General features: G+C 58.4%; 22 protein-coding genes. 11 read left to right on the top strand and 11 right to left on the bottom strand.

Annotation, left to right across the window (positions count from 1 at the left end):
- Nucleotides 1-582: 582 nt before the first annotated feature.
- Genes trpA through G5367_RS04510 form a run of 6 tightly spaced genes read right to left on the bottom strand, consistent with a single transcriptional unit; the run spans nt 583 to nt 7,427 of the window.
- Nucleotides 583-1,389, bottom strand: a complete 807-nt coding sequence (gene trpA, locus G5367_RS04535) for a tryptophan synthase subunit alpha (RefSeq protein ID WP_042032437.1) — start codon at nt 1,387-1,389, stop codon at nt 583-585.
- Nucleotides 1,386-2,594 carry a tryptophan synthase subunit beta gene (trpB, locus tag G5367_RS04530; protein WP_421235505.1) on the bottom strand — a complete coding sequence of 403 codons (1,209 nt, stop codon included), beginning with the start codon at nt 2,592-2,594 and terminating at the stop codon, nt 1,386-1,388. The genes trpA and trpB overlap by 4 nt, the downstream gene beginning before the upstream one ends.
- Before the next feature lie 47 nt (nt 2,595-2,641).
- Entirely contained in the window at nt 2,642-4,138 is a 1,497-nt protein-coding gene (gene trpCF, locus G5367_RS04525; protein WP_421244353.1) for a bifunctional indole-3-glycerol-phosphate synthase TrpC/phosphoribosylanthranilate isomerase TrpF, read from the bottom strand.
- On the bottom strand, nt 4,138-5,166 hold the full coding sequence (gene trpD / locus G5367_RS04520; protein ID WP_421244354.1) for an anthranilate phosphoribosyltransferase: 1,029 nt from the start codon (nt 5,164-5,166) through the stop codon (nt 4,138-4,140). Before trpD ends, trpCF begins: the two co-directional genes overlap by 1 nt.
- A 15-nt stretch (nt 5,167-5,181) precedes the next feature.
- Nucleotides 5,182-5,799, bottom strand: coding sequence for an aminodeoxychorismate/anthranilate synthase component II (locus tag G5367_RS04515; RefSeq protein WP_013723977.1), 618 nt, complete (start codon nt 5,797-5,799; stop codon nt 5,182-5,184).
- On the bottom strand, nt 5,796-7,427 hold the full coding sequence (locus G5367_RS04510) for an anthranilate synthase component 1 (RefSeq protein ID WP_421293850.1): 1,632 nt from the start codon (nt 7,425-7,427) through the stop codon (nt 5,796-5,798). Before G5367_RS04510 ends, G5367_RS04515 begins: the two co-directional genes overlap by 4 nt.
- A 436-nt stretch (nt 7,428-7,863) precedes the next feature.
- Between G5367_RS04510 and rnm the strand changes: the two genes are divergently transcribed.
- The 5 genes from rnm to rluB all read left to right on the top strand — a co-directional run bounded on the left by rnm (nt 7,864) and on the right by rluB (nt 11,948).
- A complete protein-coding gene (gene rnm, locus G5367_RS04505) occupies nt 7,864-8,745 on the top strand; it encodes an RNase RNM (protein ID WP_421293848.1) in 882 nt (293 codons plus the stop codon).
- 106 nt (nt 8,746-8,851) lie between these two features.
- On the top strand, nt 8,852-9,472 hold the full coding sequence (locus G5367_RS04500) for an L-threonylcarbamoyladenylate synthase (protein ID WP_421293846.1): 621 nt from the start codon (nt 8,852-8,854) through the stop codon (nt 9,470-9,472).
- A complete protein-coding gene (locus G5367_RS04495; protein WP_421293844.1) occupies nt 9,465-10,334 on the top strand; it encodes a segregation and condensation protein A in 870 nt (289 codons plus the stop codon). The genes G5367_RS04500 and G5367_RS04495 overlap by 8 nt, the downstream gene beginning before the upstream one ends.
- A complete protein-coding gene (gene scpB / locus G5367_RS04490; protein ID WP_042060246.1) occupies nt 10,318-10,890 on the top strand; it encodes an SMC-Scp complex subunit ScpB in 573 nt (190 codons plus the stop codon). Before G5367_RS04495 ends, scpB begins: the two co-directional genes overlap by 17 nt.
- 134 nt (nt 10,891-11,024) lie before the next feature.
- A complete protein-coding gene (rluB, locus tag G5367_RS04485; protein ID WP_005347347.1) occupies nt 11,025-11,948 on the top strand; it encodes a 23S rRNA pseudouridine(2605) synthase RluB in 924 nt (307 codons plus the stop codon).
- Between the two features lie 112 nt (nt 11,949-12,060).
- Here the strand turns inward: rluB and G5367_RS04480 are convergent, their stop codons facing one another.
- From G5367_RS04480 to G5367_RS04465, 4 genes are read right to left on the bottom strand one after another with little or no spacing between them, the layout of a single operon-like run.
- Nucleotides 12,061-12,687 (bottom strand): bifunctional 4-hydroxy-2-oxoglutarate aldolase/2-dehydro-3-deoxy-phosphogluconate aldolase, encoded by a 627-nt coding sequence (locus G5367_RS04480; RefSeq protein ID WP_421244357.1) that lies wholly within the window; start codon nt 12,685-12,687, stop codon nt 12,061-12,063.
- A 14-nt stretch (nt 12,688-12,701) separates the two neighbouring features.
- Complete coding sequence (locus G5367_RS04475) at nt 12,702-13,664, bottom strand: sugar kinase (protein ID WP_421250439.1); 963 nt, start codon at nt 13,662-13,664, stop codon at nt 12,702-12,704.
- The gene (uxaC, locus tag G5367_RS04470) at nt 13,661-15,085 is read right to left on the bottom strand and encodes a glucuronate isomerase (protein ID WP_335812828.1); all 1,425 of its coding nucleotides are present in this window, start codon (nt 15,083-15,085) and stop codon (nt 13,661-13,663) included. The genes G5367_RS04475 and uxaC overlap by 4 nt, the downstream gene beginning before the upstream one ends.
- Nucleotides 15,086-15,126: 41 nt before the next feature.
- Nucleotides 15,127-16,575: a fructuronate reductase gene (locus G5367_RS04465; protein ID WP_421293840.1), complete on the bottom strand. Its 1,449-nt coding sequence runs from the start codon at nt 16,573-16,575 to the stop codon at nt 15,127-15,129.
- Between the two features lie 316 nt (nt 16,576-16,891).
- On the opposite strand from G5367_RS04465, the gene G5367_RS04460 reads away from it, so the two are divergent.
- The 4 genes from G5367_RS04460 (at nt 16,892) to tesB (ending at nt 21,292) form a co-directional block, all read left to right on the top strand.
- Nucleotides 16,892-18,208, top strand: coding sequence for an MFS transporter (locus G5367_RS04460; RefSeq protein WP_005347334.1), 1,317 nt, complete (start codon nt 16,892-16,894; stop codon nt 18,206-18,208).
- A 116-nt stretch (nt 18,209-18,324) separates the two neighbouring features.
- The gene (locus tag G5367_RS04455) at nt 18,325-19,068 is read left to right on the top strand and encodes an FCD domain-containing protein (RefSeq protein WP_005347333.1); all 744 of its coding nucleotides are present in this window, start codon (nt 18,325-18,327) and stop codon (nt 19,066-19,068) included.
- A 27-nt stretch (nt 19,069-19,095) separates the two neighbouring features.
- Nucleotides 19,096-20,283, top strand: coding sequence for a mannonate dehydratase (gene uxuA / locus G5367_RS04450; RefSeq protein ID WP_005347331.1), 1,188 nt, complete (start codon nt 19,096-19,098; stop codon nt 20,281-20,283).
- Between the two features lie 142 nt (nt 20,284-20,425).
- Entirely contained in the window at nt 20,426-21,292 is an 867-nt protein-coding gene (gene tesB / locus G5367_RS04445; protein ID WP_421244361.1) for an acyl-CoA thioesterase II, read from the top strand.
- Nucleotides 21,293-21,370: 78 nt separating this feature from the next.
- Here the strand turns inward: tesB and aceK are convergent, their stop codons facing one another.
- Nucleotides 21,371-23,098: a bifunctional isocitrate dehydrogenase kinase/phosphatase gene (gene aceK, locus G5367_RS04440; protein WP_421244362.1), complete on the bottom strand. Its 1,728-nt coding sequence runs from the start codon at nt 23,096-23,098 to the stop codon at nt 21,371-21,373.
- A gap of 206 nt (nt 23,099-23,304) precedes the next feature.
- Between aceK and G5367_RS04435 the strand changes: the two genes are divergently transcribed.
- Both G5367_RS04435 and thrA read left to right on the top strand, forming a co-directional pair.
- Nucleotides 23,305-24,012, top strand: a complete 708-nt coding sequence (locus tag G5367_RS04435; RefSeq protein ID WP_421293836.1) for a tRNA/rRNA methyltransferase — start codon at nt 23,305-23,307, stop codon at nt 24,010-24,012.
- 250 nt (nt 24,013-24,262) lie between these two features.
- Nucleotides 24,263-26,722, top strand: a complete 2,460-nt coding sequence (thrA, locus tag G5367_RS04430) for a bifunctional aspartate kinase/homoserine dehydrogenase I (RefSeq protein WP_139443918.1) — start codon at nt 24,263-24,265, stop codon at nt 26,720-26,722.
- Nucleotides 26,723-26,724 lie beyond the last annotated feature (2 nt).

Genomic DNA, 26,724 nt, shown 5'->3' with positions numbered 1-26,724 from the left:
ATTATACCGGCTAATAGTGATTAGATAGAAGGCGGCACTAACCCGATAGCAGAGCTTTCCATGTAACTCCGCTCTGTTCTGATAGTGGCCATGAAAAACATTAAATTACATTAAATCAAAGTATTACTAGTCTGCCTCTGATACTTGAGTATATTCGCTTGACCTTCTTGTTTAACGCTTCCATTACTCCTGTGTAAAGAAACAGTGAAGTAGTTGGTGATGGCAAGCATCGGCAAGGCTACCGCCCCTGAGTTCCAGTCCCCAGTCTGCTGCTTTTCACCTGCGAGTTATCAACAATCGCTTTCATGGCGTTCTTCCGAGAGGTTGATTGTCATTCGGGTATCTTAAGGGGGAGAGTGGTACGTTGAGAAGCGGGTTTTGGCGGGAATCTGTGTTGGATCAATAAATTAGTCATTAGCAGTGTTCAATGTGAGCAAATTGGGTTGCCGTAGACTTCCCTTACCCCAGCCCTCTCCCAGAGGGAGAGGGGGTAAAAAGAAAAGGGAGCCGGTCAGGCTCCCTTGATAACGGATATGTGATTGGCAATTCAGGGCTACAGGCAGCTGACCCCATTATCCGACCTTAGCGGTTGGTCGCAGCCTTCATCCCTTCCACAAACTCTTTCAGACGAGTGAGCATATGTTCCGGGTTCTGGTGGTGGGTTTCGATGATCTTCACCACGGCGGAGCCGGAGATGGCACCGGCGGCGCCCGCGGCGATGGCTTCACGCACCTGAGCCGGTTCGCTGATGCCAAAGCCGAGCAGGGCGGGGGGAGCGTTGAACTCGCGCAGGGTATTGATCAGGCCCTCCACCGGCATGCCGGCCTTGGTCTCGGCACCGGTGACACCAGCGCGGCTCACCAGATAGGTGTAACCATTGCCCAGCTCCGCCACCTGTTTCAGGGTTTCGGCGTCGCCATTGGGCGGGGCGATAAAGATGCTGTCGATGCCAAACTTGTCGGCGGCCGCCTTGTAGGGGGCGCACATCTGCACCGGCACGTCGGCCACCAGCACCGAGTCAACGCCCGCCTGCTGGCACTTCTCGTAGAAACCGTCGATTTTGCGCACATAGACCAGGTTGGCGTAGACCAAGAGGCCAATGGGCAGCTGCGGGTACTTGGCGCGGATGCGGCCAAGCAGCTCGAAACAGTCGTCCGGGGTGGTGTGGCTGGCAAAGGCGCGCAGGGCGGCGCCCTGAATGGTGGGGCCATCCGCTACCGGATCGGAGAAGGGAATGCCGAGCTCGAGGGCATCGGCGCCCCCTGCAACCAGCGCATCGACAATGGCCAGCGAGAGTTCAGGAGTGGGATCACCCAGCATCACGAACGGCACAAAGGCGCCCTGATTGGCCGCGTCCAGACGGGAGAAGAGTTGTGCGTAACGGTTCATTTGCAGGTTCCTTCTTTCTCGATGCTTTCTGTTTCCAAGATGTCAGCCACGGTGAAGATATCTTTGTCGCCACGGCCGGAGAGGTTGACGATGAGCACCTGCTCTTTTTCCGGTTCACTGCGGGCCATCTTGAGGGCGTGGGCCAGCGCGTGGGAGGACTCCAGCGCAGGTATGATGCCTTCGGATTTAGCCAGCTCCTGGAAGGCGTCCAGCGCCTCCTTGTCGGTCACCGAGGGGTACTCGGCGCGGCCGATGGCGGCCAGATGGGCGTGCTGCGGGCCGACGGAGGGGAAGTCGAGCCCTGCCGAGACAGAGTAGGACTCCTGAATCTGCCCCTGATTGTCCTGCATCAGGTAGGAGTGCATGCCAAAGAAGACCCCCTTGCTGCCGTGACCGAGCGGCGCACCGTGCTCGCCACTTTCGATACCGTGACCACCCGGCTCGACGCCGATGAGGCGCACCGACGGTTCATCGATAAAGTCGGCAAACATGCCGATGGCATTCGACCCGCCGCCGACACAGGCGATCACCGCATCGGGCAAGCGCTCTTCCTTCTCGAAGCACTGGGCCTTGGCCTCTTCGCCGATCATCTTCTGGAACTCCCGCACGATCGTGGGGAAGGGGTGCGGACCGGCGGCGGTGCCGAGCAGGTAGTGGGCCGACTCGTAGTTGGCAGCCCAGTCGCGCAGCGCCTCGTTACAGGCATCTTTCAGGGTGGACGAGCCTGAGTGCACCGGAATGACGGTGGCGCCCATCAGCTTCATGCGAAAGACGTTGGGCTTCTGGCGCTCGCAATCCTTGGCACCCATATAGACCCGGCACTTGAGGCCGAGCAGGGCGCAAGCCAGCGCAGTCGCCACGCCATGCTGACCGGCGCCGGTCTCGGCGATGATCTCGTTCTTGCCCATCCGCTTGGCCAGCAGCGCCTGACCCAGCACCTGGTTGGTCTTGTGGGCACCGCCGTGCAGCAGGTCTTCACGCTTGAGGTAGAGGCGGGTCTTGGTGCCCTTGGTCAGATTGCGGGTCAGGGTGAGCGGGGTCGGGCGACCGGCATACTCGGTCAGCAGGGTCTGAAACTCGGCGATAAAGGCCGGATCATCCTTGGCATCGACAAAGGCTTTCTCCAGCTGGAGCAGGGCGGGGATAAGGATTTGGGGTACATACATACCGCCAAATTCACCGAAAAACGGGTTGAGCAGGGTCATGGCTTCTTCCTTGTATTAGCTAAATCGAAATATCAAAAAGGGTTGCGTTACAGGTTGCGCAGTGCGCCGAAGGCGGCTGCAATCTTGTGCGCATCCTTCTGGCCCGGGGCACTCTCCACCCCGGAGTTGAAATCAAGGCCGAGGCAGCCCACTTGTGCCGCTTGCAGGGCGTTGTCGGGATTAAGGCCGCCCGCCAGCATCAGCTTGGCTTTATCGAGCGTGGCCAGCAGGGCCCAGTCGAACGCCTGACCGGTGCCACCGCTCTGGCTGCCGACTTTTGTATCCAGCAGCAGGCGATCGGCCGGGTAGTCGAGGGCGGGCAGCGGCTCGCCGCTTGTGATGCCAATTGCTTTCCAGATCTGGCAGCCAGCGGGCAGCTGCGGACGCAGTTCCTCGATATAGGCGGCATCTTCATCCCCGTGCAGTTGCACGGCGGCGAGTCCCAGCGCATCCACCGTCTTGGCGATGGTGGCGGGCTGGGCGTTGCGAAATACCCCGACGTAGGAGAGCGGTCCGCCCGCCATCACGGCGCGGGCGGCGGGGATGTCTACATAGCGCGGGCTTTTGGCCACAAAGATAAGACCGCCAAATACCGCGCCCGCCTGATGGGCAGCGGCGGCGTCTTCGGCGCGGGTCAGGCCGCACACCTTGTTCTGGCCCAGTACCAGTTTGCGCACTGCGGCTTCCAGATCCGGCTCGGCCATCAGGGATGAGCCCACCAGAAAGCCTTTGGCGTGGTGGCGCAGATCCGCTACCTGAGCGCGGTGGTTGATGCCGGACTCGCTGATCACCACCCGATCGCTCGGGATATCTTTGGCCAGCTGTTTGGTGCGGTTCAGATCGACGCTCAGGTCGCGCAGATCCCGGTTGTTGATGCCAATGACCGGCGCACCCAGCGCGATGGCGCGGGTTAGCTCCTCTTCGTTGCTCACCTCGGTGAGCACGCCCAGGCCCAGCTCCTTGGCCACCGCGAACAGGGCGCGATAGCCCTCGTCGGTGAGCACCGAGAGCATCAGCAGGATGGCGTCCGCCTGATAGTGGCGGGCCAGATAGACCTGATAGGGGTCAATCATGAAATCCTTGCAGAGCACCGGTTGCGATACGCGACCGCGCACCCGCGGCAAAAAGGCGAAATCCCCCTGAAAGAACTTCTCGTCGGTCAGCACCGAGATGGCGGTGGCGTATTTGCCATAGATGTCGGCGATCGCCTCCGGGCTGAAATCGTCGCGGATCAAGCCTTTGGAGGGGGAAGCCTTCTTGCACTCCAGAATAAAGCGGGTGGAGCCCGCCTTGAGCGCCCCGACGAAATCCCGATCGCTTGGGGTCAGCGCGCTCTGGAAGCTCTCCAGCGGCTGGGTCAGTTTGCGGGCGGCGACCCACTCCTGCTTGGCCGCCACGATTTTGCCGAGAATGGTCTGGCTGATGGAGGCCATGTTCAGAAAAGCATGGGGGACAATAAGGTCTGACATCTCGTTATCCTTGCGAAACTGGCTCTTGCCCTGTGGGCGTTCTGAATGACTGCTGTGCGACGTGGTGGCTGACATCATGCCTCCTGATGACCCGCTTCCTGATGGCTCAGAGTAGCCAGCTGAGCGGCCAGATCCGCTGCCTTGCCGCTCGCCAGCACTGCCAGCACCTCGGCCGCCGCGCTCTTGAGATCTTTCGCCTTGCCCGCCATCAGCAGCAGCGGTGCTACGTTGGCAGCGATGGCGGCGTTGTGGGCCGGGGTGCCTTGCCCCTCCAGAATGGCGGCGGTGATGGCACGGTTCTCTTCCGGTTCCCCGCCCTGAATGGCGCTCACCGGATAGGTCTCGAGGCCAAAGTCAGCCGGGGTGAGCAGAAACTCGCGGATCTCGCCGTCACGGATCTGGGCCACCTGGGTCGGGCCGTGAATGGCAATCTCGTCGAGCCCGGCGCCGTGAACCACCATACCGGTTTTCAGCCCCAGTGCCAGCAGGGTTTCTGCGATGGGGCGCACCAGCTCGGGGGCATAGACCCCCATCAGCTGATAGGTGGGGCGAGCGGGGTTGATAAGCGGCCCCAGCACGTTGAACAGGGTGCGGGTCTTGAGGGCTTGGCGCACCGGCATGGCATGGCGCACCCCGGCGTGGTACTGGGGGGCGAACAAAAAGCAGATGCCGAGCTCGTCCAGACAGCGGCGCGCCTGCGCCGGGCTCATGTCGAGCTTGATGCCCATTTTGTCCAGCAGATCGCTCGAACCCGACTTGCTCGAGACCGAGCGGTTGCCATGCTTGGCCACTTTCAGGCCGCAGGCGGCGGCGACCAGCGCCGAGGTGGTGGAGACGTTGATGGTGTTGAGACCATCGCCACCGGTGCCGACGATGTCGCAAAATTCATAGTCCGGACGCGGGAAGTCGCGCGCTTCTGCCAGCAGCGCCTCGGCGGCACCGGCGATCTCCTCCGGGGTTTCCCCCTTGATCTTGAGGGCGGTCAGCAGGCTTGCGAGCACTATGGGATCCACTTCGCCACGTACCACCTGGCCGAAGGCGTCGCGGGTACTTTCACGGCTCAGAGACTGACCCTGATAGAGGGTGTTGAGATGTTGATGCATGTTGGTCTCCTTACCTTAACGCACGCTGCTTTCTGGGCGGGTGATATGGGCGAGCGCCTGAGTCAGCAAACGGGCCCCTTCCGAGGTCATGATGGATTCGGGATGGAACTGGAAACCCAGCACCCGCTCATCCTGCTGCTCAATGGCCATGGGCATGCCCTGATAGTGGGCAATCACCGTCAGCTCTTCCGGTACATAGGTGGCGACCAGCGAGTGGTAGCGGGCCACCGGTAGCGGGCTCGGCAGACCGGCAAAGGCGCCGTGGCCGTTGTGCTCAATCAGGGACCGCTTGCCGTGGACAATTTCGCCTGCCGCACCGACGGTGCCGCCGTAGGCTTCGCACAGGGCCTGATGGCCGAGACAGATGCCGAGGATGGGCACCTGACCACGAGCCAGCTTGATGAGGTCGATGAGGCAACCCGCCTCGTGGGGGGCGCCCGGGCCCGGCGAGAGCACCAGCACGGCGTCCCCTTCGCAGGCGGCGATTTCGCTCATGATGCGGCTGGCCGGCAGGCTGTTGCGGTAGATCCGCACCGGATAGCCGAGGGAGCGGAACTGGTCGACGAGGTTGTAGGTAAACGAATCGAAGTTATCGAGCAGGAAAATGTTAGTGGCTGTTGATCCGGTACTCATTGGCTCACGTCCTTATGTTGCTCCTGCTGGGCGCTCAGGGCTTGCAGGGAGGTGCCATGGCTGGCTGCGATGGCGGCCAGCACGGCGGCCGCCTTGGCGCGGGTTTCGTCCGCTTCGGCTTGGGGTTTGGAGTCATAGACCACCCCGGCACCGGCCTGTACGTGGGCCACGCCATCTTTCACAAAGGCGGAGCGGATGACGATGCAGGTATCCATCTCGCCGGCGCCGTTAATGTAGCCGACCGCGCCGCCGTAGCTGCCGCGGCGCTTGCCTTCCACCATGCGAATAAGCTCGCTGGCGCGGATTTTGGGGGCGCCGGTGAGGGTGCCCATATTCATGCAGGCCTGATAGGCGTGCAGGGCGTCAAGGTCAGAGCGCAAGGTGCCCACCACCTTGGAGACCAGATGCATCACGTGGCTGTAGCGATCCACTTTCAGCAGCTCCTTGACGTAGCGGGTGCCGGGCTCCGAGATGCGGGCGATGTCGTTGCGGCCCAGATCCACCAGCATCAGGTGCTCGGCCACCTCTTTCTCGTCCTGACGCAACTCCAGCTCGATACGGCCATCGAGATCCCGGTTGATGCTGCCATCCGGGTTGAAACCACGGCGGCGGGTACCGGCGATGGGGTACATCTCCACATCGCGGCTGGCGGCGCAGAATTTCACCGCGCTCTCCGGTGAGGCGCCAAACAGGGTGAAGCCCTCATCCTGCACGTAGAACATGTAGGGGCTGGGATTGGTCTGTTTGAGGCGGCGATAGGCGGCCAGCGGGCTTGGGCAGGGCAGGGAGAAGCAGCGGGACGGCACCACCTGAAAGATGTCGCCACGGCGGATAAAGCCCTTGAGCTTCTCTACCTCGGCGCAGAACTGTTTGTCGCTCTTGTCCACGCTCATGCCACCGGTCAGGGGCTGGGTGGTCAGCTCGGCGCAGAGGGGTTGCTGGCAAATCTGTTTGAAGTCGGTGAGCCGTTCGGTCAGGCGGGTGTATCTGTCTTCCACCTGGCTTTCGTCGCAATCACCGCCAAAGATGCAGGCCAGCAGTTGAGTGGTGCGTTCGATATGGTCGATGGTGATCAGGGTTTCGGCCACATAGAAGCAGTAGTCGGGGCAGTCGTTGCTCCCTTCCGGCACTTCGGGCAGATCTTCAAAAGAGGCGATCAGGTCGTAGGCGAAGCTGCCCGCCATAAAGAGCGCTTCTTTGCCGAGCTGACAATCGAGCTCCCGTTGCAGGGTGCGCAGCACGTCCAGCACGCTGCTCCCCTTGAGGCGGGAATCTTCGTCTAGCTCCCGATCGGAGGCAGGGAAGTCGAGTTGCAATTCGCCATCTATCAGCGAGCGGGCCACCACCGCAAGCAGCCGCTCGGCCAGCAGGCTTTGCAACTGGGCACCGTTGTCATTGAGGCTGCGAACCCGCATGGTGCGACCACGGCACTCGATGCGCAGGCAGGCGTCTACCAGCAGCAGGCTCTGCTTGCCCGCCTTGGAGTCGATCTCCACCGATTCCAGCAGCAGGTTGTTGGGGCGACCCTGACAGAGGCGGGTATAGAGTGCCAGCGGATCGGCCACATAGGGGGCGTTGAGTTTGAGGGTATCGAATTCACCCAGAGGAAGGCGATGTGTGGCTGTCATAGTGCGTTCCCTTGCGTGTGATGCTTTTTACCGATGTTCATGACGTTGAATTCCTTGAAAATTTAATTGGTCCGGGGTGGCTGGTTCAGGGGCGCCATCGCCAGGTCAGCTTGCTTGTCTGAATTCTCGGTTTCATCACAGGTCCATTTGCCGGATAATAAAAAAGCCCGCTGGGGTCAGCGGGCTTTTTCTTTGGGTTCTTAATTTGCTGTCAGATTACAGGTACAGCAACGACCACACGCCCGCATGTCAGGGAGTGTGCCACCACCAGATGGTCAGGATGGAAGTCGTTTGCATGATAAAGTCCTGTAAAAAGATGTTTGCAATGAAGTGCCTACAGAAAACGATAAAGCCGCGGCCAAGTCAAGTCGCTTTTTAGTCTTCTTTCACCGATTTGCCATGAATGGTGACCTGACCACGAGAGCGGAATAACCTGATGAGATTCGATCTTCACTGCCATACCACTGCCTCCGACGGGGTGCTGAGCCCAGCCGAACTGGTGCGCCGCGCCGCCGAAAAACAGGTCGAAGTGTTAGCAGTTACTGACCACGACACCCTCGCCGGGCTTGATGAGGTGCGTCGCACTATCGAAGCCGAGCAACTGCCGCTGCGACTGGTGAGCGGGGTCGAGATCTCCACCGGCTGGGAGCATCACGAAATTCATATCGTGGCGCTGGGGGTGGATGAAAAAAATACGCAGCTGACCGACTTTCTGGCCGGTCAGCTGGCACGTCGCGAAGCGCGTGCGATGGAAATCGGGCGTCGTCTGGAGAAGTGCCTCATCCCCGGCACCTATGAAGAGGCCAAACAGCTAGCCGGTGACGCTGCCGTGACCCGCGCCCACTTTGCCCGGGTGCTGGTGGCGCGCGGGGTGGCCGACAACATGCAGAAGGTATTCAAAAAGTACCTGAGCCGTGGCAATAAAGGCTATGCCCCGGCCGAGTGGCCCGAGATGAGCGAAGCCATCGCTGCCATTCACGCCGCTGGCGGGCTGGCGGTGCTGGCCCACCCCAGCCGTTACGATCTCACCGCCAAGTGGATCAAGCGGCTGCTGGTGGCTTTCAAGGCGGCCGGTGGCGATGCCATGGAGGTCTCATTGCCTCAGCAGAGCCAGCAGGAGCGGGCCAATCTGGGCCAGTGGGCCAAGGATCACGACCTCTATATCTCGGTGGGATCGGATTTTCACTTCCCCTCCAACTGGACCGAGCTGGGCCGCCACCTCTGGTTGCCCAAAGAGGGGATGCCCGTCTGGTTGGCCTATCCCGGTCACTTTGGGCTCACCACTGAGCAACATGCAGAGCTGCTGGCGAGCCGCTAACGGCGTCAGCGAAGCAGCCACAAACAGGTTAAGGTAGTGTCATGGGTCTTTGACCCGTGACCATACGAGCGGGCAGGTATTGCTGCCCCCATTGCGAGAACAAGCTATGAGTCAGCATTTTTACGTACATCCGGAAAACCCGCAGGCGCGTCTGATCAGCCAGGCGGTGCAGATCATCCAGAACGGCGGCGTTATCGTCTATCCCACCGACTCCGGCTATGCGCTGGGCTGCCAGATGGGTGACAAGGGGGCGCTGGAGCGCATCTGCCGCATCCGTCGTCTCGACGCCAACCACGACTTCACCCTGGTGTGCCGCGATCTTTCCGAGATCGCCACCTACGCCAAGGTCGATAACGGCGCGTTTCGCCTGATCAAGAACAATACCCCGGGCGCCTACACCTTCATCTTCAAGGCGACCAAAGAGGTGCCGCGCCGTCTGATGAACGAGAAGAAGAAGAGCATCGGCATCCGGGTACCGGACAACAAGATTGCTCAGGCGCTCTTGGAAGCACTCGGCGAGCCGCTGCTCTCCACCACATTGATCCTGCCGGACTCCGAGATGGCCGAGTTCGATCCGGAAGAGATCTTCGACAAGCTGGGCAAGCAGATCGATCTGGTGGTCAACGGGGGTTATCTGGGCGAGCAGCCCACGACTGTGGTCGATTTCTCTGACGACGAGCCGGTATTGCGTCGTCGCGGTGCCGGAGACCCGACCCCGTTTGAGTGATGTCGCTGAACCGGTGACAGTCCCTTCCGCCGAGACGGGGGCTGGCACCGCACTACCCATCGCGAAAGTCCTTGGGCAGCCCTATCACGAGCTGCCCCAGGACCTGTTCATCCCGCCCGATGCGCTGGAGGTGTTCCTCGATACCTTCGAGGGGCCGCTCGATCTGCTGCTCTATCTGATCCGGCGCCAGCAGCTCGATATCCTCAACCTGCCGATCCTTCAGATCACCGCCCAGTACATGGAGTACGTGGAGCTGATGCAGGGGCTCAACCTTGAGCTGGCGGCTGAATATCTGCTGATGGCAGCCTGGCTGGCGGAGATAAAATCCCGCCTGCTGTTGCCCAAGGCGCCGGAGCTGGAGGATGAAGAGGAGGGGGAAGACCCGCGGGTGACCCTGATCCGCCGCCTGCAGGAGTACGAGCGCTACAAGGTAGGTGCAGAGAGGGTCAATGAGCTGCCACGGGTGGAGCGGGAGATTTATATCGCCGCTGCCTTGCCCCCCGATTTTGGCGATCTCAAGCCGCTGGCGCCCGATGTTTCGCTGGTTGAGCTCGCCCTTTACATGCAAAGTGTGGTAAAACGCGCGACTCATTTCGAACATCACCAGATCCGCCGCGAACAGATCCCGACCCGGGTGCGCATGGCGGAGATCCTCGCCATGCTCACGCTGGGGCAGACCCTGCGCCTTGAGCAGGTGCTGCGCGCCGAAGAGGGGCGCATGGGTGTACTTGTGACGTTTCTGGCCCTGCTGGAGCTGTGCAAGGAGCAACTGATCTGGATCCTGCAGGCAGAACCGCTGGGACCAATTCATTTCGCATTGGCCGAGCAGAGCGAGGAGGGCAACCGTGGCGCTGCCCACTGAACGACTCAAGACTCTGATCGAAGCGGCGCTGTTTGTGGCCGGTCGTCCGCTCAATGTCAGCGAGCTGAAAAGCAGCGTGCTGGCCGATTATCCGGTGACCAGTCGTTATGTTCAGCTGCTGTTGGCCGAGATCAGGCAAGATTACAGCGAACGGGGCGTCGAACTCAAAGAGGTCGCCTCCGGCTGGCGCTTTCAGGCGCGTCAGGAGTATGCCGAAGAGCTCTCGCGGCTCTGGAGCGAACGGGCGCCGCGTTATTCCCGCGCCGTGATGGAGACACTGACCCTGATCGCCTATCGCCAACCCATCACCCGGGCCGAGATCGAAGCGATCCGCGGGGTGGCGGTGTCGAGCCAGATAGTGAATACCCTGAAAGAGCGTGGCTGGGTGCGCAGCATCGGTCACAAAGAGGTGGCGGGTCGCCCCGAGCTGCTCGCCACCACCAGAGAGTTTCTGGATTACTTTAATCTGCAGAGTCTGGAGCAGCTCCCCGAGCTGGATCCGGAACTGCAACCCCTGTTGCCCTCTGCGGTGGACGGGGAGAGCGATGCCCGGTGAATGGCGCCCAAGTGTGCCAATGTCACCGAGATATACATTTTTCAACTGTGACGAGTGCTCCAAACTGCGTTTGTTACAGTTAACCCCGTTGCCCCTTTTACCAGTGGGCAGCGATCAACAATCAGGTAACCCCGATGAGTGAAAAACTGCAAAAAGTGTTGGCCCGCGCGGGTCACGGCTCCCGTCGTGAGATGGAGGCCCTGATCACCGCAGGTCGGGTCAGTGTGGATGGCAAGGTCGCCACACTGGGGGATCGCGTCGAAGTGAACGCCGTGATCCGGGTGGATGGTCACCAGGTCAAGACCCGCGCCGCAGAGGAAGTGATCTGCCGCGTATTGGCTTACCACAAGCCGGAAGGGGAGATGTGTACCCGTCACGATCCGGAAGGTCGTCCCACCGTGTTTGATCGTCTGCCCAAGATGGAAGGTGCCCGCTGGATCGCGGTCGGCCGCCTCGACGTCAACACCTCAGGTCTGTTGCTGTTCACCACCGACGGTGAGCTGGCCAACCGACTGATGCACCCGAGCCACGAAGTGGAGCGGGAATATGCGGTTCGTGTCTTTGGCGAAATCACCGAAGCCATGCTGCAGCGTCTGCGCAAGGGCGTGCAGCTGGAAGATGGCACAGCCAAGTTCAACAAGATCAAACCTGCTGGCGGTGAGGGTCTGAACCAGTGGTTCAACGTCACCCTGACCGAAGGTCGCAACCGTGAAGTGCGCCGCCTGTGGGAATCCCAGGAAGTGCAGGTGAGCCGCCTGATGCGGATCCGCTACGGCGACGTCAAGCTGGACCGCGGCATTCCGCGCGGCGGCTGGCAAGAGCTGAAACTGCCGGAAGTGAACTATCTGCGCGGTCTGGTCAACCTGCCGCCGGAGACCGAATCCAAGGTCGATCTGCAGCAGGATGGCAAAACCAGCCGTCACAAGCAGGCCGCCCAGATCCGTCGCGCCGTACAGCGTCACAAAGAGATGCAGGGCAAAGAGCCGCGCGCTCGCGCCACCACCGCCCGTCGCAAGCCGCAAGCTTCTACCCGTAACTCAGGTACCGGCAGCAAGTAAGCCGACCACCCGTTGCGAACTGCGTGCCGTCAAAGGCGCGCAGTCGGCCAATAGAAAGGCCCGCACCATTTGGTGCGGGCCTTTTTTGTCAGCGCGTTGCCTGGCGGCAATATTATTGGACCTGTGCCACCGCTTCACGAGTGAGTCGGCCAATTTCTTCCCACTGTTTCTCTGCGATCAGTTTCTTGTCGACCATCCAGGTGCCACCACACGCGATAACCCGCGGGATCGCCAAGTATTCATTGATATTGTGAGTCGAGATCCCGCCCGTGGGCATCAGCGTGATCTGGGTATAAGGTGCCAGCAGCGCCTTGATCATCGCGCTACCACCCGATGCTTCGGCCGGGAAGAACTTCAGGGTCGTCAGCCCCATCTCCAGCGCCGCTTCAATGGTGCTGGGGTTATTGACCCCCGGGATGATCGGGATGTCGAGCTCCTGACAGGCCTTGACCGTATTGGGGTTAAAACCGGGGGAGACGATAAAGGTGGCACCCGCCTCTTTGGCTGCGATCACCTGATCGCGGTTGAGCACAGTGCCCGCGCCAATCAGCATCTCAGGTTGGCTCTGGCGCAGCAGCCGGATCGCCTCGACCGCGGCAGCGGAGCGGAAGGTGATCTCGGCAACCGGCAGGCCGTTATTGGCCAGTGCCGCCCCCAGTGGAATGATATCTTCAGCCTGCTCGATGGCGATCACCGGGATCACTTTCAGGGCTTGCAGTTGTTCAGTAATGGATGACATTCGGTTGACCTCGTTTAGTGTGATGCCGGTTTGATGAAGCTGTCGGTGACACTGCGGGTGGCACTTTCCGGAATAATTGCCCCCTTGTGCTGAATGACGATCCCCGCCAGTCGGTGGCCCATGCGGGCGCACTCGTCGATCGCCCGTCCTTGCAGGTATCCAGCCAGAAAACCGGCATTGAAGGAGTCACCGGCCGAGGTGGTATCCACCACCTTGCTGACCGCTTGGGTAGGGATAGTGATGGCAGGTTCCCCGGTTTGCAGGGCCTGGTAACAGCAGCCAGCCGCCCCCTGTTTGACCACCGCCTGCTGCACCCCGGCCGCCGTGAGGCGCTGCAGGGTCCGGGTCACATCCTCGTCCCCCCACAGGGCCTGCTCATCGTCGTCGGTGACCAGAGCCAGCGTAGTGATGGCCAGCAGTTGCTGGTAACAGGCCCGGGCGTCGGCCGGACTCTGCCACAGGGCGGGGCGATAGTTGCTGTCAAAGATGATCGCCACGTCCGCCCGGTGCAGTTCAGCCAGCCACAGCAGCAGCGCCTGCCGATCTGCCGCGGGCAGGATCGCCAGCGAAATACCGCTGAGATAGAGCGCATCCACGTCGCTGACGGCCTGCTTGAGCCGTGGCAACTGCGGATGCTGCATCAGGTAACGGGCAGCCGAATCGTTGCGCCAGTAGAGGAAGGTGCGCTCGCCGTGCTCATCAAGCTGGATAAGATAGAGGCCGGGATGGCGCTGTTGGTCGATGAGCACCGCGCTGGTGTCGATCCCGGCCTGTTGCCAGCGCGCGATGATTTGCTGGCTGAGAGGATCCTGGCCCATGGCGGTCAGATAACTCACCTGAATATCGGTGGGTTGGGAGGCACGCGCGAGATAGATGGCGGTATTGAGGGTATCGCCCCCGAATGATTGCTGCATGTCGCCAAAAGGCGTGCCATTGAGCTCAATCATGCACTCCCCGAGCAGGGCAATCCGTTTCATCCCCGGGCTCCTGGCAGTTGAAAGTAGCGGGCTGCATTGTGATAGCAGATATCCTGGATCATTTTCCCGGACAGCTGCAGGTCATTGGGGATTTCGCCCTGCTCAATCCAGCGCCCCACCATGTCGCACAAAATGCGGCGGAAATATTCGTGGCGAGTGTAGGAGAGGAAGCTGCGGGAGTCGGTCAACATGCCGACAAACTGGCTGAGCAGACCGAGTTGAGAGAGCTGCTCCAGCTGGCGCTGCATGCCATCTTTCTGATCGTTGAACCACCAGCCTGAGCCGAACTGGATCTTGCCTGCAATGCCTCCCCCCTGGAAGTTGCCCGCCATGGTTGCCAGCACCTCGTTATCACGAGGGTTAAGGCAATAGAGGATGGTCTTGGGCAGCTCATCGGTTTGATCCATCTCATCCAGCAGATGAGCAAGCTCCCAGGCAAACGGCTTGTCTCCGATAGAATCAAAGCCACAGTCTGCGCCAAGCAGAGTGAACATGCGGCTGTTGTTATTGCGTTGAGCGCCCAGATGCAACTGCATCACCCAGCCTCGCTTGGCGTATTGACGGCCGAGCCATACCTGAACGGCAGTGGAGAAGGCTGCAATCTGCGATTCGTCCAGCACCTCTCCGGCCAGTCGGCGCTGGAGCAGTTGAGTCAGGGTCGCATCGGAGGGAACTGGTGCATAACGCACTATTTCGATACCGTGATCCGCTGCCCGGCAACCATGTCGGGCGAAGTGTTCAAGGCGCCGTTCCAGCGCGGTCAGCAAGTCGGCAAAGGTAGTAATGTCGACATCGGCGGCGGCACCCAATGCCCCAATGTAGTCAGCAAAACCGGCTTGCTCGATCTTGAATACCTTGTCGGGGCGCCAGCTGGGGAGCACCTCGATAGCAAAACCGGGCTCCTCGGCAATCTGGCGATGATAGATAAGTGAATCAACCGGATCATCTGTGGTACCGACCATGCGGACATTCATCTGCTGCATCAACCCGCGGGCAGAAAATGCCGGGGTGGCGAGCAGTTCGTTGCAGTGATCCCATACCTTGTCGGCGGTGTTTGGCGCCAGGGTGATACCCTCCAGACCGAAGGGGCGGCGCAGTTCGAGATGGGTCCAGTGATAGAGAGGGTTACCCAGCGTTTGCGGGACTGTCTGTGCCCACGCATTGAACTTGTCACGACTGCTGCTGTTTTTTCCGGTGATCAGAGCCTCCGGGATACCGGCGCTGCGCATGGCTCGCCATTTGTAATGGTCCCCCTCCAGCCAGATCTGGCCCAGATCATCGAATCGGCGATCTTCCGCTATCTCTTGTGGATTGAGATGGCAGTGGTAGTCATAGATAGGCATATCAGCGGCATAGTCATGGTAGAGATGACGTGCCGCATCGCTGTTCAACAGAAAATCCTTACACAGGAAAGACTTCATATTCATTTCTCCCTTGGCCCTGTCATTGCCAGATATGGTGATTAGAGCGCAGCGACGCAGTGACGGGCACCGTGGTCAAGCAGTCCTTGATAGGTCCGAGTGACCGCATCGACAAAAGCACCCTGTTGCGGCAGTTCCGGGCCAAAGATGGCCTCAATGGCCAGCAACGGTTTGACCACGTTGCAACTGAGGCCGTGCTCTGCATAGATCGCCTGGAAGCGAGGTAGCAGGGGATCCCTGACATCGATCACCTCACCGTTTTCTCCCTCACCGCTGACATAACGCATCCATCCGGCGATGCCCAATGCCAGATGTCGGTAATCACTGCCGTTCTTCAGATGGAAGAGGACGGAGTCGACCATGCGTTGTGGCAGCTTTTGACTGCCATCCATGGCGATTTGCCAGGTCTGGTGTTTGAGCGAGGGGTTGGTGAAACGGGCGATCAGTTGTTGGGCATAGTCCTCGAGATCAGTTCCAACAGGCATGTTCAGGGTTGGCGCCTGTTCATTGAGCATCAGGGCAAGTGCAGCCTGGCGATAGGCCGGGTTCGTCATGGTGTCTGCGATATGGGCATAACCGCCGAGGTAGCCGAGATAGGCGAGAAATGAGTGGCTGCCGTTCAGCATGCGCAATTTCATCTCTTCAAAGGGCACGACATTGCTGACAAATTCGGCACCAGCCAGAGCCCAGTCGGGGCGGCCGTTGACGAAATTATCTTCAATTACCCATTGCCGGAATGGCTCGCAGGCGATGCCACAGGGGTCATAAACACCGATGGCTTGCTCAATCTCTGCCAGCGTCTCCTGGGTAGCTGCAGGTACGATGCGGTCGACCATGGTGCAAGGGAAGGTGACCTGCTCACGGATCCAGGATGCCAGCTCTCCATCGAGCAGTTCGGCAAATCCCAGAATGGACTGACGTGCAACGTGACCATTTTCCTGCACGTTGTCGCAAGACATGACTGTAAAGGGAGGGAGGCCACGATCTTTGCGCAGGCGCAGGGCGGCAACGATGCAGCCGATGGCGGAAGTGGGGGCATCAGGGTGCTGCAAGTCGTGCTGGATCAACGGATTCTGCGGGTTGAACTGCCCGGTGGCAGGGTCTGCGCAATAGCCTTTTTCAGTGATCGTCATCGATACAATGGCGACTTGCGGTTCTGCCATCTTCTCGAGAATGGCGGACATGCCGTCAAAGGTGGGGTGCAGTGACTCCACCACAGAACCAATCACTTTGGGCTGTACGCTCTCGGCACCCTTCTCCAGCACGGTGTAGAGGTGGTCTTGTGCTCTGAGCGATCGGATCAGCTCCTCACCACCGAACAGGTTGACCTCACAGATCCCCCAGTCACCTCCGCCAGCTGCGAGCGTCTCATGGGTAATCAAGGCTTGGTGGGCTCGATGAAACGCGCCGAAGCCGATATGAACTATCCGGTTTCGCAGTGCTGCTCGCGGATAGGGGCTCAACATCAATTCACTCAGCTTGTTCTTCATCTTTTCTTGCCTCGATTTATAAATTTTTGCACATCACCAGAGTCGCTGGTTGGCGCCACAGGCGTCAGCCAACCGTTGCGTGTCGTGACATGACTTGTATGGGTAACTGGGATATCAGCCTCTGCATGCTATCTCCAGGTCAGCCATAAGTCTATTTTGGTTGACCAAATAGATCTTTTTTTGAGATCGAGATCAACCAAATGAGTTAAGTTGGTTGATCTATGGCTGTTACCTCAAGATGATGGCCGCACATCGCAGTAGTCAATATGCCTTGATGTGGCCTGACTCATTTAAATTGGTGGTTGAAGGATTCATTATGAGCATCAAAGTTAAAAACTTGAGGTGGTATATCATCGCCTTGGTTTGTCTTGGCACAATAGTTAACTATTTATCCCGCAGCTCATTGAGTGTTGCCGCACCTCAAGTAATGAGTGAGCTGAATTTTACAGAAAAAGAATATTCATGGATCGTAAGTGCATTTCAGATATGTTACACAATTGCACAGCCGATTGCTGGTTATATAATCGATATGATTGGTTTGAAAGTAGGCTTTTTTATTTTTGCAGTCGCTTGGTCTCTATTTAATATGGCGCATGCATTTGCTGGCGGCTGGATTAGTTTGGCGGTATTGCGTGGCGGCATGGGGTTGACGGAGGCTGCGGCTATTCCAGCAGGGATGAAGGCTAGTGCCGAATGGTTTCCAGCCAAGGAGCGTGGCATTGCCGGTGGATTGTTTAACGCTGGTACCTCAGTCGGAGCCATGCTTGCTCCTCCGTTGGTAGTCTGGGCAATGCTAACCTTTGAAAGCAGTGGGTTAGGCACTGAAATGGCATTCATAATCACCGGAGGTGTGGGGATCCTCTTTGCGATCACCTGGTTTCTTGTATATCGCTCCCCCAGAAAACATAAATGGATTTCCCAGAACGAGCTGACATATATAGAAGAGGGGCAAGAGAAACATCTCACAGCCAATGAGGGTAAGCCTGAAATAAAAGAAATTATCAAACAGCGTAATTTTTGGGGCTTGGCAATAGCAAGGTTTCTAGCAGATCCAGCTTGGGGAACGCTCAGTTTTTGGATGCCTCTATACTTGACTTCGGTAATGCATCTTCCTCTTAAAGAAATTGCCATGTTTGCCTGGTTACCATTTCTTGCTGCTGATTTCGGATGTATTGCGGGTGGATTTATTGCAAAGTTTTTCATGGAAAAACTTAATATGACAACACTGAATGCGCGGCGAGCTACTTTCACCATTGGGGCGATACTTATGTTGGCAATTGGCTTTGTCAGTATTATTAAGGATCCCTACGTGGCGATTGCCTTGATGAGTATCGGTGGATTTGCTCACCAGACGTTGTCAACCGTGGTTATTACCATGTCGGCAGACCTTTTCAAAAAGAATGAAGTGGCGACAGTCGTTGGCCTTGCGGGTTCGGCAGCCTGGATTGGCCAGCTATCGTTCACTCTGGTGATGGGGGCCTTGGTGGCAATTATTGGCTATGGGCCTTTCTTCATTAGCCTCAGTGTCTTTGACTTGGTGGGTGCCGTTGTGCTGTGGGTATTGCTAAAAGAGCCGGCAGCCCAGAGGTTGACTCATCTTCACATGGAGAAGGCTGCAACAACGCTCTCATAAGCATGTCAGAGGGTCACCAAGGTGTTGATACTGGATATCATGATTACTTTGGTTGACCAATTGTTGTTGGTTGCTTACCATTTTGGAAAACTACGCTACCAATTTGAGAGCAAGCCATGAGTGTTGAAGTAAAGCGTCAATATCGTGAAGTTGGTGAGTTTATCAAGGAAGAGTTGGCTTCAGGCAAGTACGCCTTGGGCTCCCGTCTTCCTCCTGAGCGCGACATTGCTGAACAGGTGGGAGTGGGGCGCTCTGTGGTGAGAGAGGCTCTCATCATGCTCGAGATTGAAGGTTTTGTAGAAGTGAAGAAGGGGTCCGGTATTTATGTCATTGCGATCCCTTCCGAGCCAAATTTCAGCCCGAATGATACCGTGATGGGACCTTTTGAACTGCTGCAAGCCCGGCAATTGCTGGAGAGCAATATCGCAGAGTTTGCCGCCATTCAGGTGACTCCGTCAGATATACAAAAAATGCGCGCAGCCCTGGAGGCTGAGCGTCGTGATGTCGAGAGTGGTGAGGGTGAAGAGGGTGATATGAATTTTCACCTGGCAATAGCCGAAGCGACTCATAACAACATGCTGGTGGCATTGTGGCGCCAGTCTTGGGTTAGTCGAGAAAATAACCCGATGTGGCAGCATTTGCATGACCGGATTGCCACTACTGAATATCGCAAAGAGTGGTTGAATGACCATGTTGCAATCTTGTCTGCAATGCAAAAAAAAGATCCTGCGGCAGCCAAACTGGCGATGTGGACCCATTTAGAGAATGTCAAACAGCGATTGATGGAGTTGTCAGATGTTGATGCTCCCGAGTTTGACGGATTTTTGTTTGGCTCTTATCCAGTCAGATTTTCAAGTTAGCGAACGAATTTAAACCAAGAGGTAGTAATGGAACAAACATGGCGCTGGTATGGGCCTAATGACCCGGTAACCTTGAATGATATCAAACAGGCGGGGGCAACTGGTATTGTGACTGCCCTGCATCATATACCAAATGGTCAGATCTGGAATAAAGACGAGATACTCGCTCGCAAAGCATTAATTGAAGAAAAAGGTTTAACCTGGTCGGTAGTTGAAAGTGTACCTGTACATGAAGAGATCAAGACACATTCTGGCCAGTATCAGCAATGGATAGAGAACTATAAAGAGTCGATCCGTAATCTGGCTGCATGTGGCATCGACACGATTTGCTATAACTTCATGCCCGTACTGGACTGGACCCGAACCGATCTGGAATACGAGATGCCGGACGGTTCCCGAGCCCTGCGTTTTGACCATATTGCGTTTGCCGCCTTTGAGCTCTACATCCTCAAGCGCCCGGGTGCCTTGCACGAATACTCACCGGAAGAGCAGCAACAGGCATTCAGCTACTTTAATGAAATGAGCCCGGAGCAAATAGAGACACTGACCCGGAATATCATTGCCGGCTTACCTGGTGCTGAAGAGGGTTATACTCTGGAAGCATTCCAGGCTCAGCTGGATAAATACAAGGATATCGACAAAGAGCGTTTGCGAGAGCACCTGGCCTATTTTCTCGATGAAATAATCCCTGTTTGTGAAGAGTCTGGCGTCCGTTTGGCTGTCCATCCGGATGATCCTCCCCGCCCGATCCTGGGGTTACCGCGAATTGTCTCTACCATTGATGATATCGCGTGGTTGGTTAACCGGATTCCCAGTCAGGCCAATGGTATTACCATGTGTACCGGCTCTTATGGTGTGCGTGGGGATAATGACCTGGTTGATATGATAAAACGTTACGGGAATCGTATTTACTTCACCCATTTGCGTTCAACCAAGCGGGAAGATAATCCGAAGACATTCCATGAAGCGGCTCACCTTGATGGTGATGTCGACATGTATAATGTAGTGTTGGAAATTGTACGTGAAGAGCAACGGCGACTGAAAGATGGTGATAATAGACTTATCCCCATGCGACCTGATCATGGTCATCAGATGATTGATGATCTGAATAAGAAAACAAATCCCGGATACTCATGTATTGGTCGTCTTAAAGGGCTGGCTGAAGTGAGGGGATTGGAAATGGGTATAACCAAGGCATTTTTCTCAAATAACTGACCATTATCGTGTCTGGTTGAATAGAAGACAGGAGGCTATCGAGCCTCCTTTCTTCTATCCGGAAATCCTTGATTGCCAGCCAAAAGATTGCGCCCCGGATCAGCTCTTGTTAGCCTGTGCGGCTCTGATAGAGGAGTGAACAATGAGCAAGGTACTTGATGAGCTGCTGGCGTTGCTGGCGCTGGAAAAAATCGAGGAGGGCCTGTTTCGGGGCCAGAGCCAGGATCTCGGTCTTCGGGCCGTGTTTGGCGGACAGGTAATGGGGCAGGCCTTGTCAGCCGCCAAGCAGACGGTCGAGACCGGCCGTCAGGTTCACAGTTTTCACTCCTACTTCCTGCGTCCGGGGGATGTGACCCGTCCCATCGTCTATGACGTGGAGAATATCCGCGACGGCCAGACCGTCTCCACCCGTCGGGTCAAGGCGATTCAGGGCGGCAAGCCCATCTTCTATCTCAACGCCTCGTTTCAGGTGCCGGCCGATGGCTTCGAGCATCAGGCGCAGATGCCCACCGGCATCACCCCGCCGGAAGAGCTCAAGAGCGAGCTGGAGCTGGTGCGCCCCTACGAGAACCTGATCCCGGCCTCCCTGCGGGACAAGATCCTCTGCGAGCAGCCCATTGAGATGCGTCCGGTGACCCTGGTCGACCCTATTCGCCCGACGGTGCAGGATCCGGTACGCCACGTCTGGTTCAAGGCCAACGGCCAGATGCCGGACGATCTGCGGGTGCACAAATACCTGCTGGCCTACGCCTCCGACTTCAACTTCCTGCTCACCTCGCTGCAGCCCCACGGGGTGTCGTACTGGGAGCCGGATATGCAGGTGGCCACCATCGATCACTCCATGTGGTTCCACCGGGATTTCCGCTTCGACGACTGGCTGCTCTACGTGGTAGACAGCCCGAGCGCCAGCAACGGTCGCGGTCTGGTGCGCGGTCAGTTCTTTACCCGCGACGGGGTGCTGGTGGCGAGCACCATGCAGGAGGGGGTGATCCGCCGTCGCGGCAGTTAAGGCGCAAAGCGGATAGCAAAACGGGGTGGCTTGGGCCACCCCGTTTTCGTTGCTGCGATGTGCGCGGGCTCGGCGGACTCAGCCGCCGCGCTGGTACTTGAAGCGCTTCTTGCGCCGGTAGGGATAGACATCCTCGAACACCCCCACCTTGATGTTGCTCTGCAGCATCTTCCAGTAGTTGGCGTCGAACATCTCCTTGTGCAGCTGCAGCATGATCTCCCGCACCTGCGGCTTTTGCAGCAGGAAGGTGGCGAACTCCTCTGGGAAGATGTCGTTGGGGGCCACCGAGTACCAGGGCTCGGCGCTCCACTCATCCTCGGGGTAGCGGGGCGGCGGGATCTGGCGGAAGTTGCACTCCGTCATGTAGCAGATCTCGTCGTAGTCGTAGAAGACCACCCGGCCGTGACGGGTGACGCCGAAGTTCTTGAACAGCATGTCCCCCGGGAAAATGTTGGCCGCCGCCAGCTGCTTGATGGCGTTGCCGTACTCCTCCAGCGCGAGGCGGGTCTGCTGCTCGTCCGCCTTGTCCAGATACAGGTTGAGCGGGATCATCTTGCGCTCGGTATAGAGGTGCTTGATCACCAGCTTGTCGTCGCTGATGGTGAGGGCCGAGGGTGCCACCGTCTTGAGCTCGGCAAGGAGCTCCGGCGAGATGCGATCCAGCGGAAACTCGAAGTTGGTGAACTCCTGGGTATCGGCCATCCGACCCACCCGATCGTGCTGTTTAACCAGCCGGTATTTTGCCTTCACCTGCTCGTGGCTCACATCCTTCGGGGGAGTGAACTCGTCTTTTATCACCTTGAACACCACATCGTAGGAGGGGAGGGTAAACACGCTCATCACCATCCCCTTGATGCCCGGCGCGATGATGAACTGATCCCGACTCTGGGCCAGGTGGTGGCGGTAGTGGCGATAGAGCTCGGTCTTGCCGTGTTTCTGACAGCCGATGGCGTTGTAGATCTCGTAATCGGGCTTGTGGGGCATGATCTGGCGCAGGAAGGTGACAAACAGCGCCGGTTCGCGGGCATAGACCATAAAGTAGGCGCGGGCAAAGCCAAACACGATGGAGGCGAGATCCGGCTCGAAGATGACGGTGTCCACATAGATGCTGTGGCCTGTGCTGAGCAGGGGCAGGATAAAGGGGAACACCTGCTCCCGGGCCCGGATCAGTCCCACCAGATAGGCCCCCTTGTTGCGGTAGAACACCTCTTTGAGCAGCTCGATGGCAAAGGGCTCGTCATGGAGTATTTGCGGGCCGTTCTCCGCAAGATGGCGGTGGATGTCGACAATATCCCGCTGCTTGTCCTCGTAGGGGAGGGTGAAGCTGTAATCCCCCAAAAGCTGGCTCAACGTCTGCGGCAAGTGGGCCAGATCGGTGCGATAGATCCGCAGCAGGGCGCTTAAGTCCGGTTTTTCGCCACGGCTGACAAAGGGGTGGATATAGAGGTTTTCGTCGCGGATATTGCGATGGCGGAAGATCCGGCGATAGACGGAGTTGAAGAAGGACTCCGCCACCTCGAAGTTGTCACAACGGGGCAGCAGATCGCTGAAGGCACTTTTGACCCGCTTGAGCAGCTCCTGGGTGGCGTGGTGCTCCCCCATCATCTGGCGGATGGAGCTGGCGGTGGCCCCTACATGGTGGTCATAGAGGCGAATACGCTCGCGCCCGGCGAGCTGCACCCCCAGCCAGTCACTGTTCTCGAAGCGGCTCTTGCTGCCCTGGGTTATCTCGAGAAACCGGCTGTAAAACGACTCGAAGCGTTGCAGGATAGTCTCGGCGACGGCCTGTTCCAATGGCTGCTGCATCTCTCTCTTCCTTGTGATCTGTCGGGCCGATAGCGCGAAGGATTGGGTGTAATTTGTTCACACGTCAGGCCACTATCGCAACATTCAAACGTCTGTTCAAGTGGCAATTTTCGGGGATAAACGGTAGATTGCGCCCCTGTTTTGCTGATGGTTTAGCGACTGTTTGCTGTCTGTTTGAGAGGCCGTCCGGCCTGTGAGGAAACCCGATGAAGCTCTATTTTGTCCTGGTGGCACCTGCCCGACCTGCGAACGTGGGGGCGGCTGCCCGCGCCATGAAAACCATGGGATTCGATGCCATGCGACTGGTGGCGAGCCGGGTACACGAAGAGGAGGAGGCGAGCTGGGTAGCTCACGGCGCGCAGGAGATCCTGACTCAGGCCGAGGCGTTCGATACCCTGCCCGAGGCGCTGGCCGACATGGATCTGGTGATCGCCACCACTGCCCGTGAGCGCGGTCGCTACCAGCACTACCTCACGCCGGGGGAGATCCGCGAGCAGATCCGCGCCAAGCCTTCCCTCAACAAGGTGGCCATCGTCTTTGGCTGCGAGGAGTCGGGACTTTCCAACGAGCAGCTGGCCGAGGTCGACCTCATCAGCTATCTGCCCCTCAAGGTGAGCTACCCCTCCCTTAATCTGGGGCAGGCGATCATGCTCTACGCCTACGAGATGAGTCAGCTGATGGATGAGCTGAACGCCGACGGCGCCACTGCGTTAGCAGAAAATTTTGATAACACCGGGCAGGTTCGTGTGCTGAAAAGCAAAACAGCAGAATTGCTGGGTGAACTCGGAGTTTCGCGGGATGAAAAACTGCATCAATGGGTGATGGACCGGGTGCCCATGCTGCCGCAGCGGGATTTGAACATGCTCCACCTGCTCTGCAAAGACCTGGCGCGCAAACTTGGCAAAGAGGTTTAAGTTGACAGCCCAAGGCCAGCCGCGGTATTGCTAAAAGCCAGCTTCGTCAACGAGTGTTCGTCATGCAGTTATTCACCAACGTCATCACCACCACCATTATTACCGGTACCACCACAGGTGGCACTGGGGCCGGTTGATGCGCTGACGAACAAGCACAGAAATCAGAAAAGGCCCGTACCCACCCAGTACGGGCCTTTTTGTTGGGTTGGTTTTTAGATTGAATTTCATGGATTTACAGGGAGAGAAAGCGATGAGAGTGTTGAAATTTGGCGGGTCTTCACTGGCCGATGCAGAGCGTTTTTTACGGGTGGCCGATATCGCGGTCAACACCCACGGCCAATCTCAGGTAGCCCTGGTGCTGTCTGCACCTGCCAAGGTGACCAATCATCTGGTGGCGCTGGTCGAGCAAACCAGCCGCGGCATGGATGCCAGTTCCACCCTGTTTGAAGTCAACGGCATCTTCTCCCGCCTGCTGGCCGGGTTGAAGGCGGCCTATCCGGCGCTCGATGACAAGGCGCTGCTGGCCCGTCTCACCGCCGAGCTGGATCAGGTGGAGCGTCTGATGCAGGGCATCCGTCTGCTGGGCCTCTGTCCGGACAACGTGCAGGCGCGCATTCTGAGTCGTGGCGAGAACCTCTCCATCGCCTTTATGCACGAACTGCTGCGGGTGCGCGGCCTGGATCTGGAGCTGATCGTGCCGGAAGAGCTGCTGGTGACCGATGGCGGTTATCTGGAAGCCCATGTCGATATCGAAGCCTCCCGCCTGCGCTTTGCCGCCAAGGGGCTGCGTAGCGATTGCCTCTACCTGATGCCGGGCTTTACCGGTGGCAGCGACAAGGGCGAGACCGTGCTGCTGGGCCGCAACGGCTCCGACTACTCCGCCGCCGTACTGGCTGCCTGCGTCGATGCCGAGTGCTGCGAGATCTGGACTGACGTCGAGGGCTGCTACAGCTGTGACCCCCGTCTGGTGCCGGATGCCTACCTGCTGAAAACCCTCTCCTACAAGGAGGCGATGGAGCTCTCCTACTTCGGCGCCAAGGTGCTGCACCCTAAAACCATCGCGCCGGTGGCCCAGTTCCACATTCCCTGCCTCATCAAGAACAGCTTCAACCCGCAAGGGCCGGGCACCCTGATTGGCCCGGAGAGCGGCGACGATGACCTGAAAGTGAAGGCCATCTCGGATCTCTCCGGCATGTGCATGTTCAACGTCTCCGGTCCCGGCATGAAGGGGATGGTCGGCATGGCCGGTCGCATCTTCTCCGCCGTCTCCCGCGCCGGGGTCAGTATCGTGCTGATCACCCAGTCATCTTCCGAGTACAGCGTCAGCTTCTGTATCCACAGCTACGACCAGGATAAGACTCGCAAGGTGCTGGAGCGCGAGTTCGAGCTGGAATTCAAAAACCAGCTGCTGGAGCCGCTGGATATCATCAGCGATCTGGCGATCATCTCCCTCATCGGTGACGGCATGCGCACCAGCAAGGGGATGGCAGCCCGCTTCTTCACCTCGCTGGCGCAAGCTTCCATCAACATCGTCGCCATTGCACAGGGCTCCAGCGAGCGCTCCATCTCGGCGGTGGTGCGGGATCGCAAGGTGGCGGAAGCCATCAAGGCGTGCCACCAGAACTTCTTTGGCAGCCAGCAGTTTATCGATCTGTTTGTGGTTGGGGTCGGCGGCGTCGGTGCCGCGCTGGTGGATCAAATTGCCCGCCAGCAACCGGTTCTGGCCGAGCAGGGCACTGGCCTGCGAGTAGTCGGCATCGCCAACAGCCGTCAGATGGCGGTCAATAAGGATGGCCTGAACCTCGCCAACTGGCGTGAACAGCTGGTGGAAGCCCGCGACAGCTTCTCGCTGGAAGGAGTGAAAAAGCTGGTGGAAGATAGCCATATCATCAACCCGGTGATCGTCGACTGCACCTCCTCCGAGGCGGTGGCCGTCCAGTACGCCGACTTCCTCGCTGCTGGCTTCCATGTGGTCACTCCGAACAAGAAGGCCAACACCGGCTCGCTCGATTACTACAAGGCGCTGCGCCGCACCGCCCGCCAGACTCGCCGCAAGTTCCTGTATGAAACCAACGTGGGCGCCGGTCTGCCGGTTATCGAGAACCTGCAGAACCTCATCAAGGCCGGAGACAAGCTGCGTGCCTTCGACGGCATTCTGTCCGGTTCCCTCTCCTTTATCTTCGGCAAGCTGGACGAGGGGATGGCCTTCTCCGAGGCAACCCAAATCGCCCGCAGCAACGGCTTTACCGAGCCGGATCCCCGCGACGATCTCAACGGCATGGATGTGGCGCGCAAGCTGCTCATTCTGGCTCGCGAAGCCGGCATGGCGCTGGAGCTCTCCGATGTCGAAGTCGAGCAGGCGCTGCCGCCCGGCTTCGATGTGAGTGGCGATGTGGAAGCCTTTATGGCCCGCCTGCCGGAGGCCGACGGCTGGTTCCGCGACCAGTTCGCCGCCGCCCAGCGTGAAGGCAAGGTGCTGCGCTATGTGGGTTCCATCGAGGGGGGCAAGTGCAAGGTCGCCATCAAGGCGGTCGGTGGCGACGAGCCGCTGTTCAAGGTCAAAGACGGGGAGAACGCGCTCGCCTTCTTCTCCACCTACTACCAGCCGATCCCGCTGGTGCTGCGCGGCTATGGCGCCGGTACCGAAGTGACTGCGGCGGGCGTCTTTGCCGACGTGCTGCGCACCCAGAACTGGAAGCAGGAGTTGTAAGC

The sequence above is a fragment of the Aeromonas sp. 604282 genome, from assembly GCF_049170575.1.
Lineage (GTDB): Bacteria > Pseudomonadota > Gammaproteobacteria > Enterobacterales > Aeromonadaceae > Aeromonas > Aeromonas veronii_A.
Note: the sequence above shows the minus strand (reverse complement) of the source record. Positions and strands in the feature narration are given on the sequence as shown.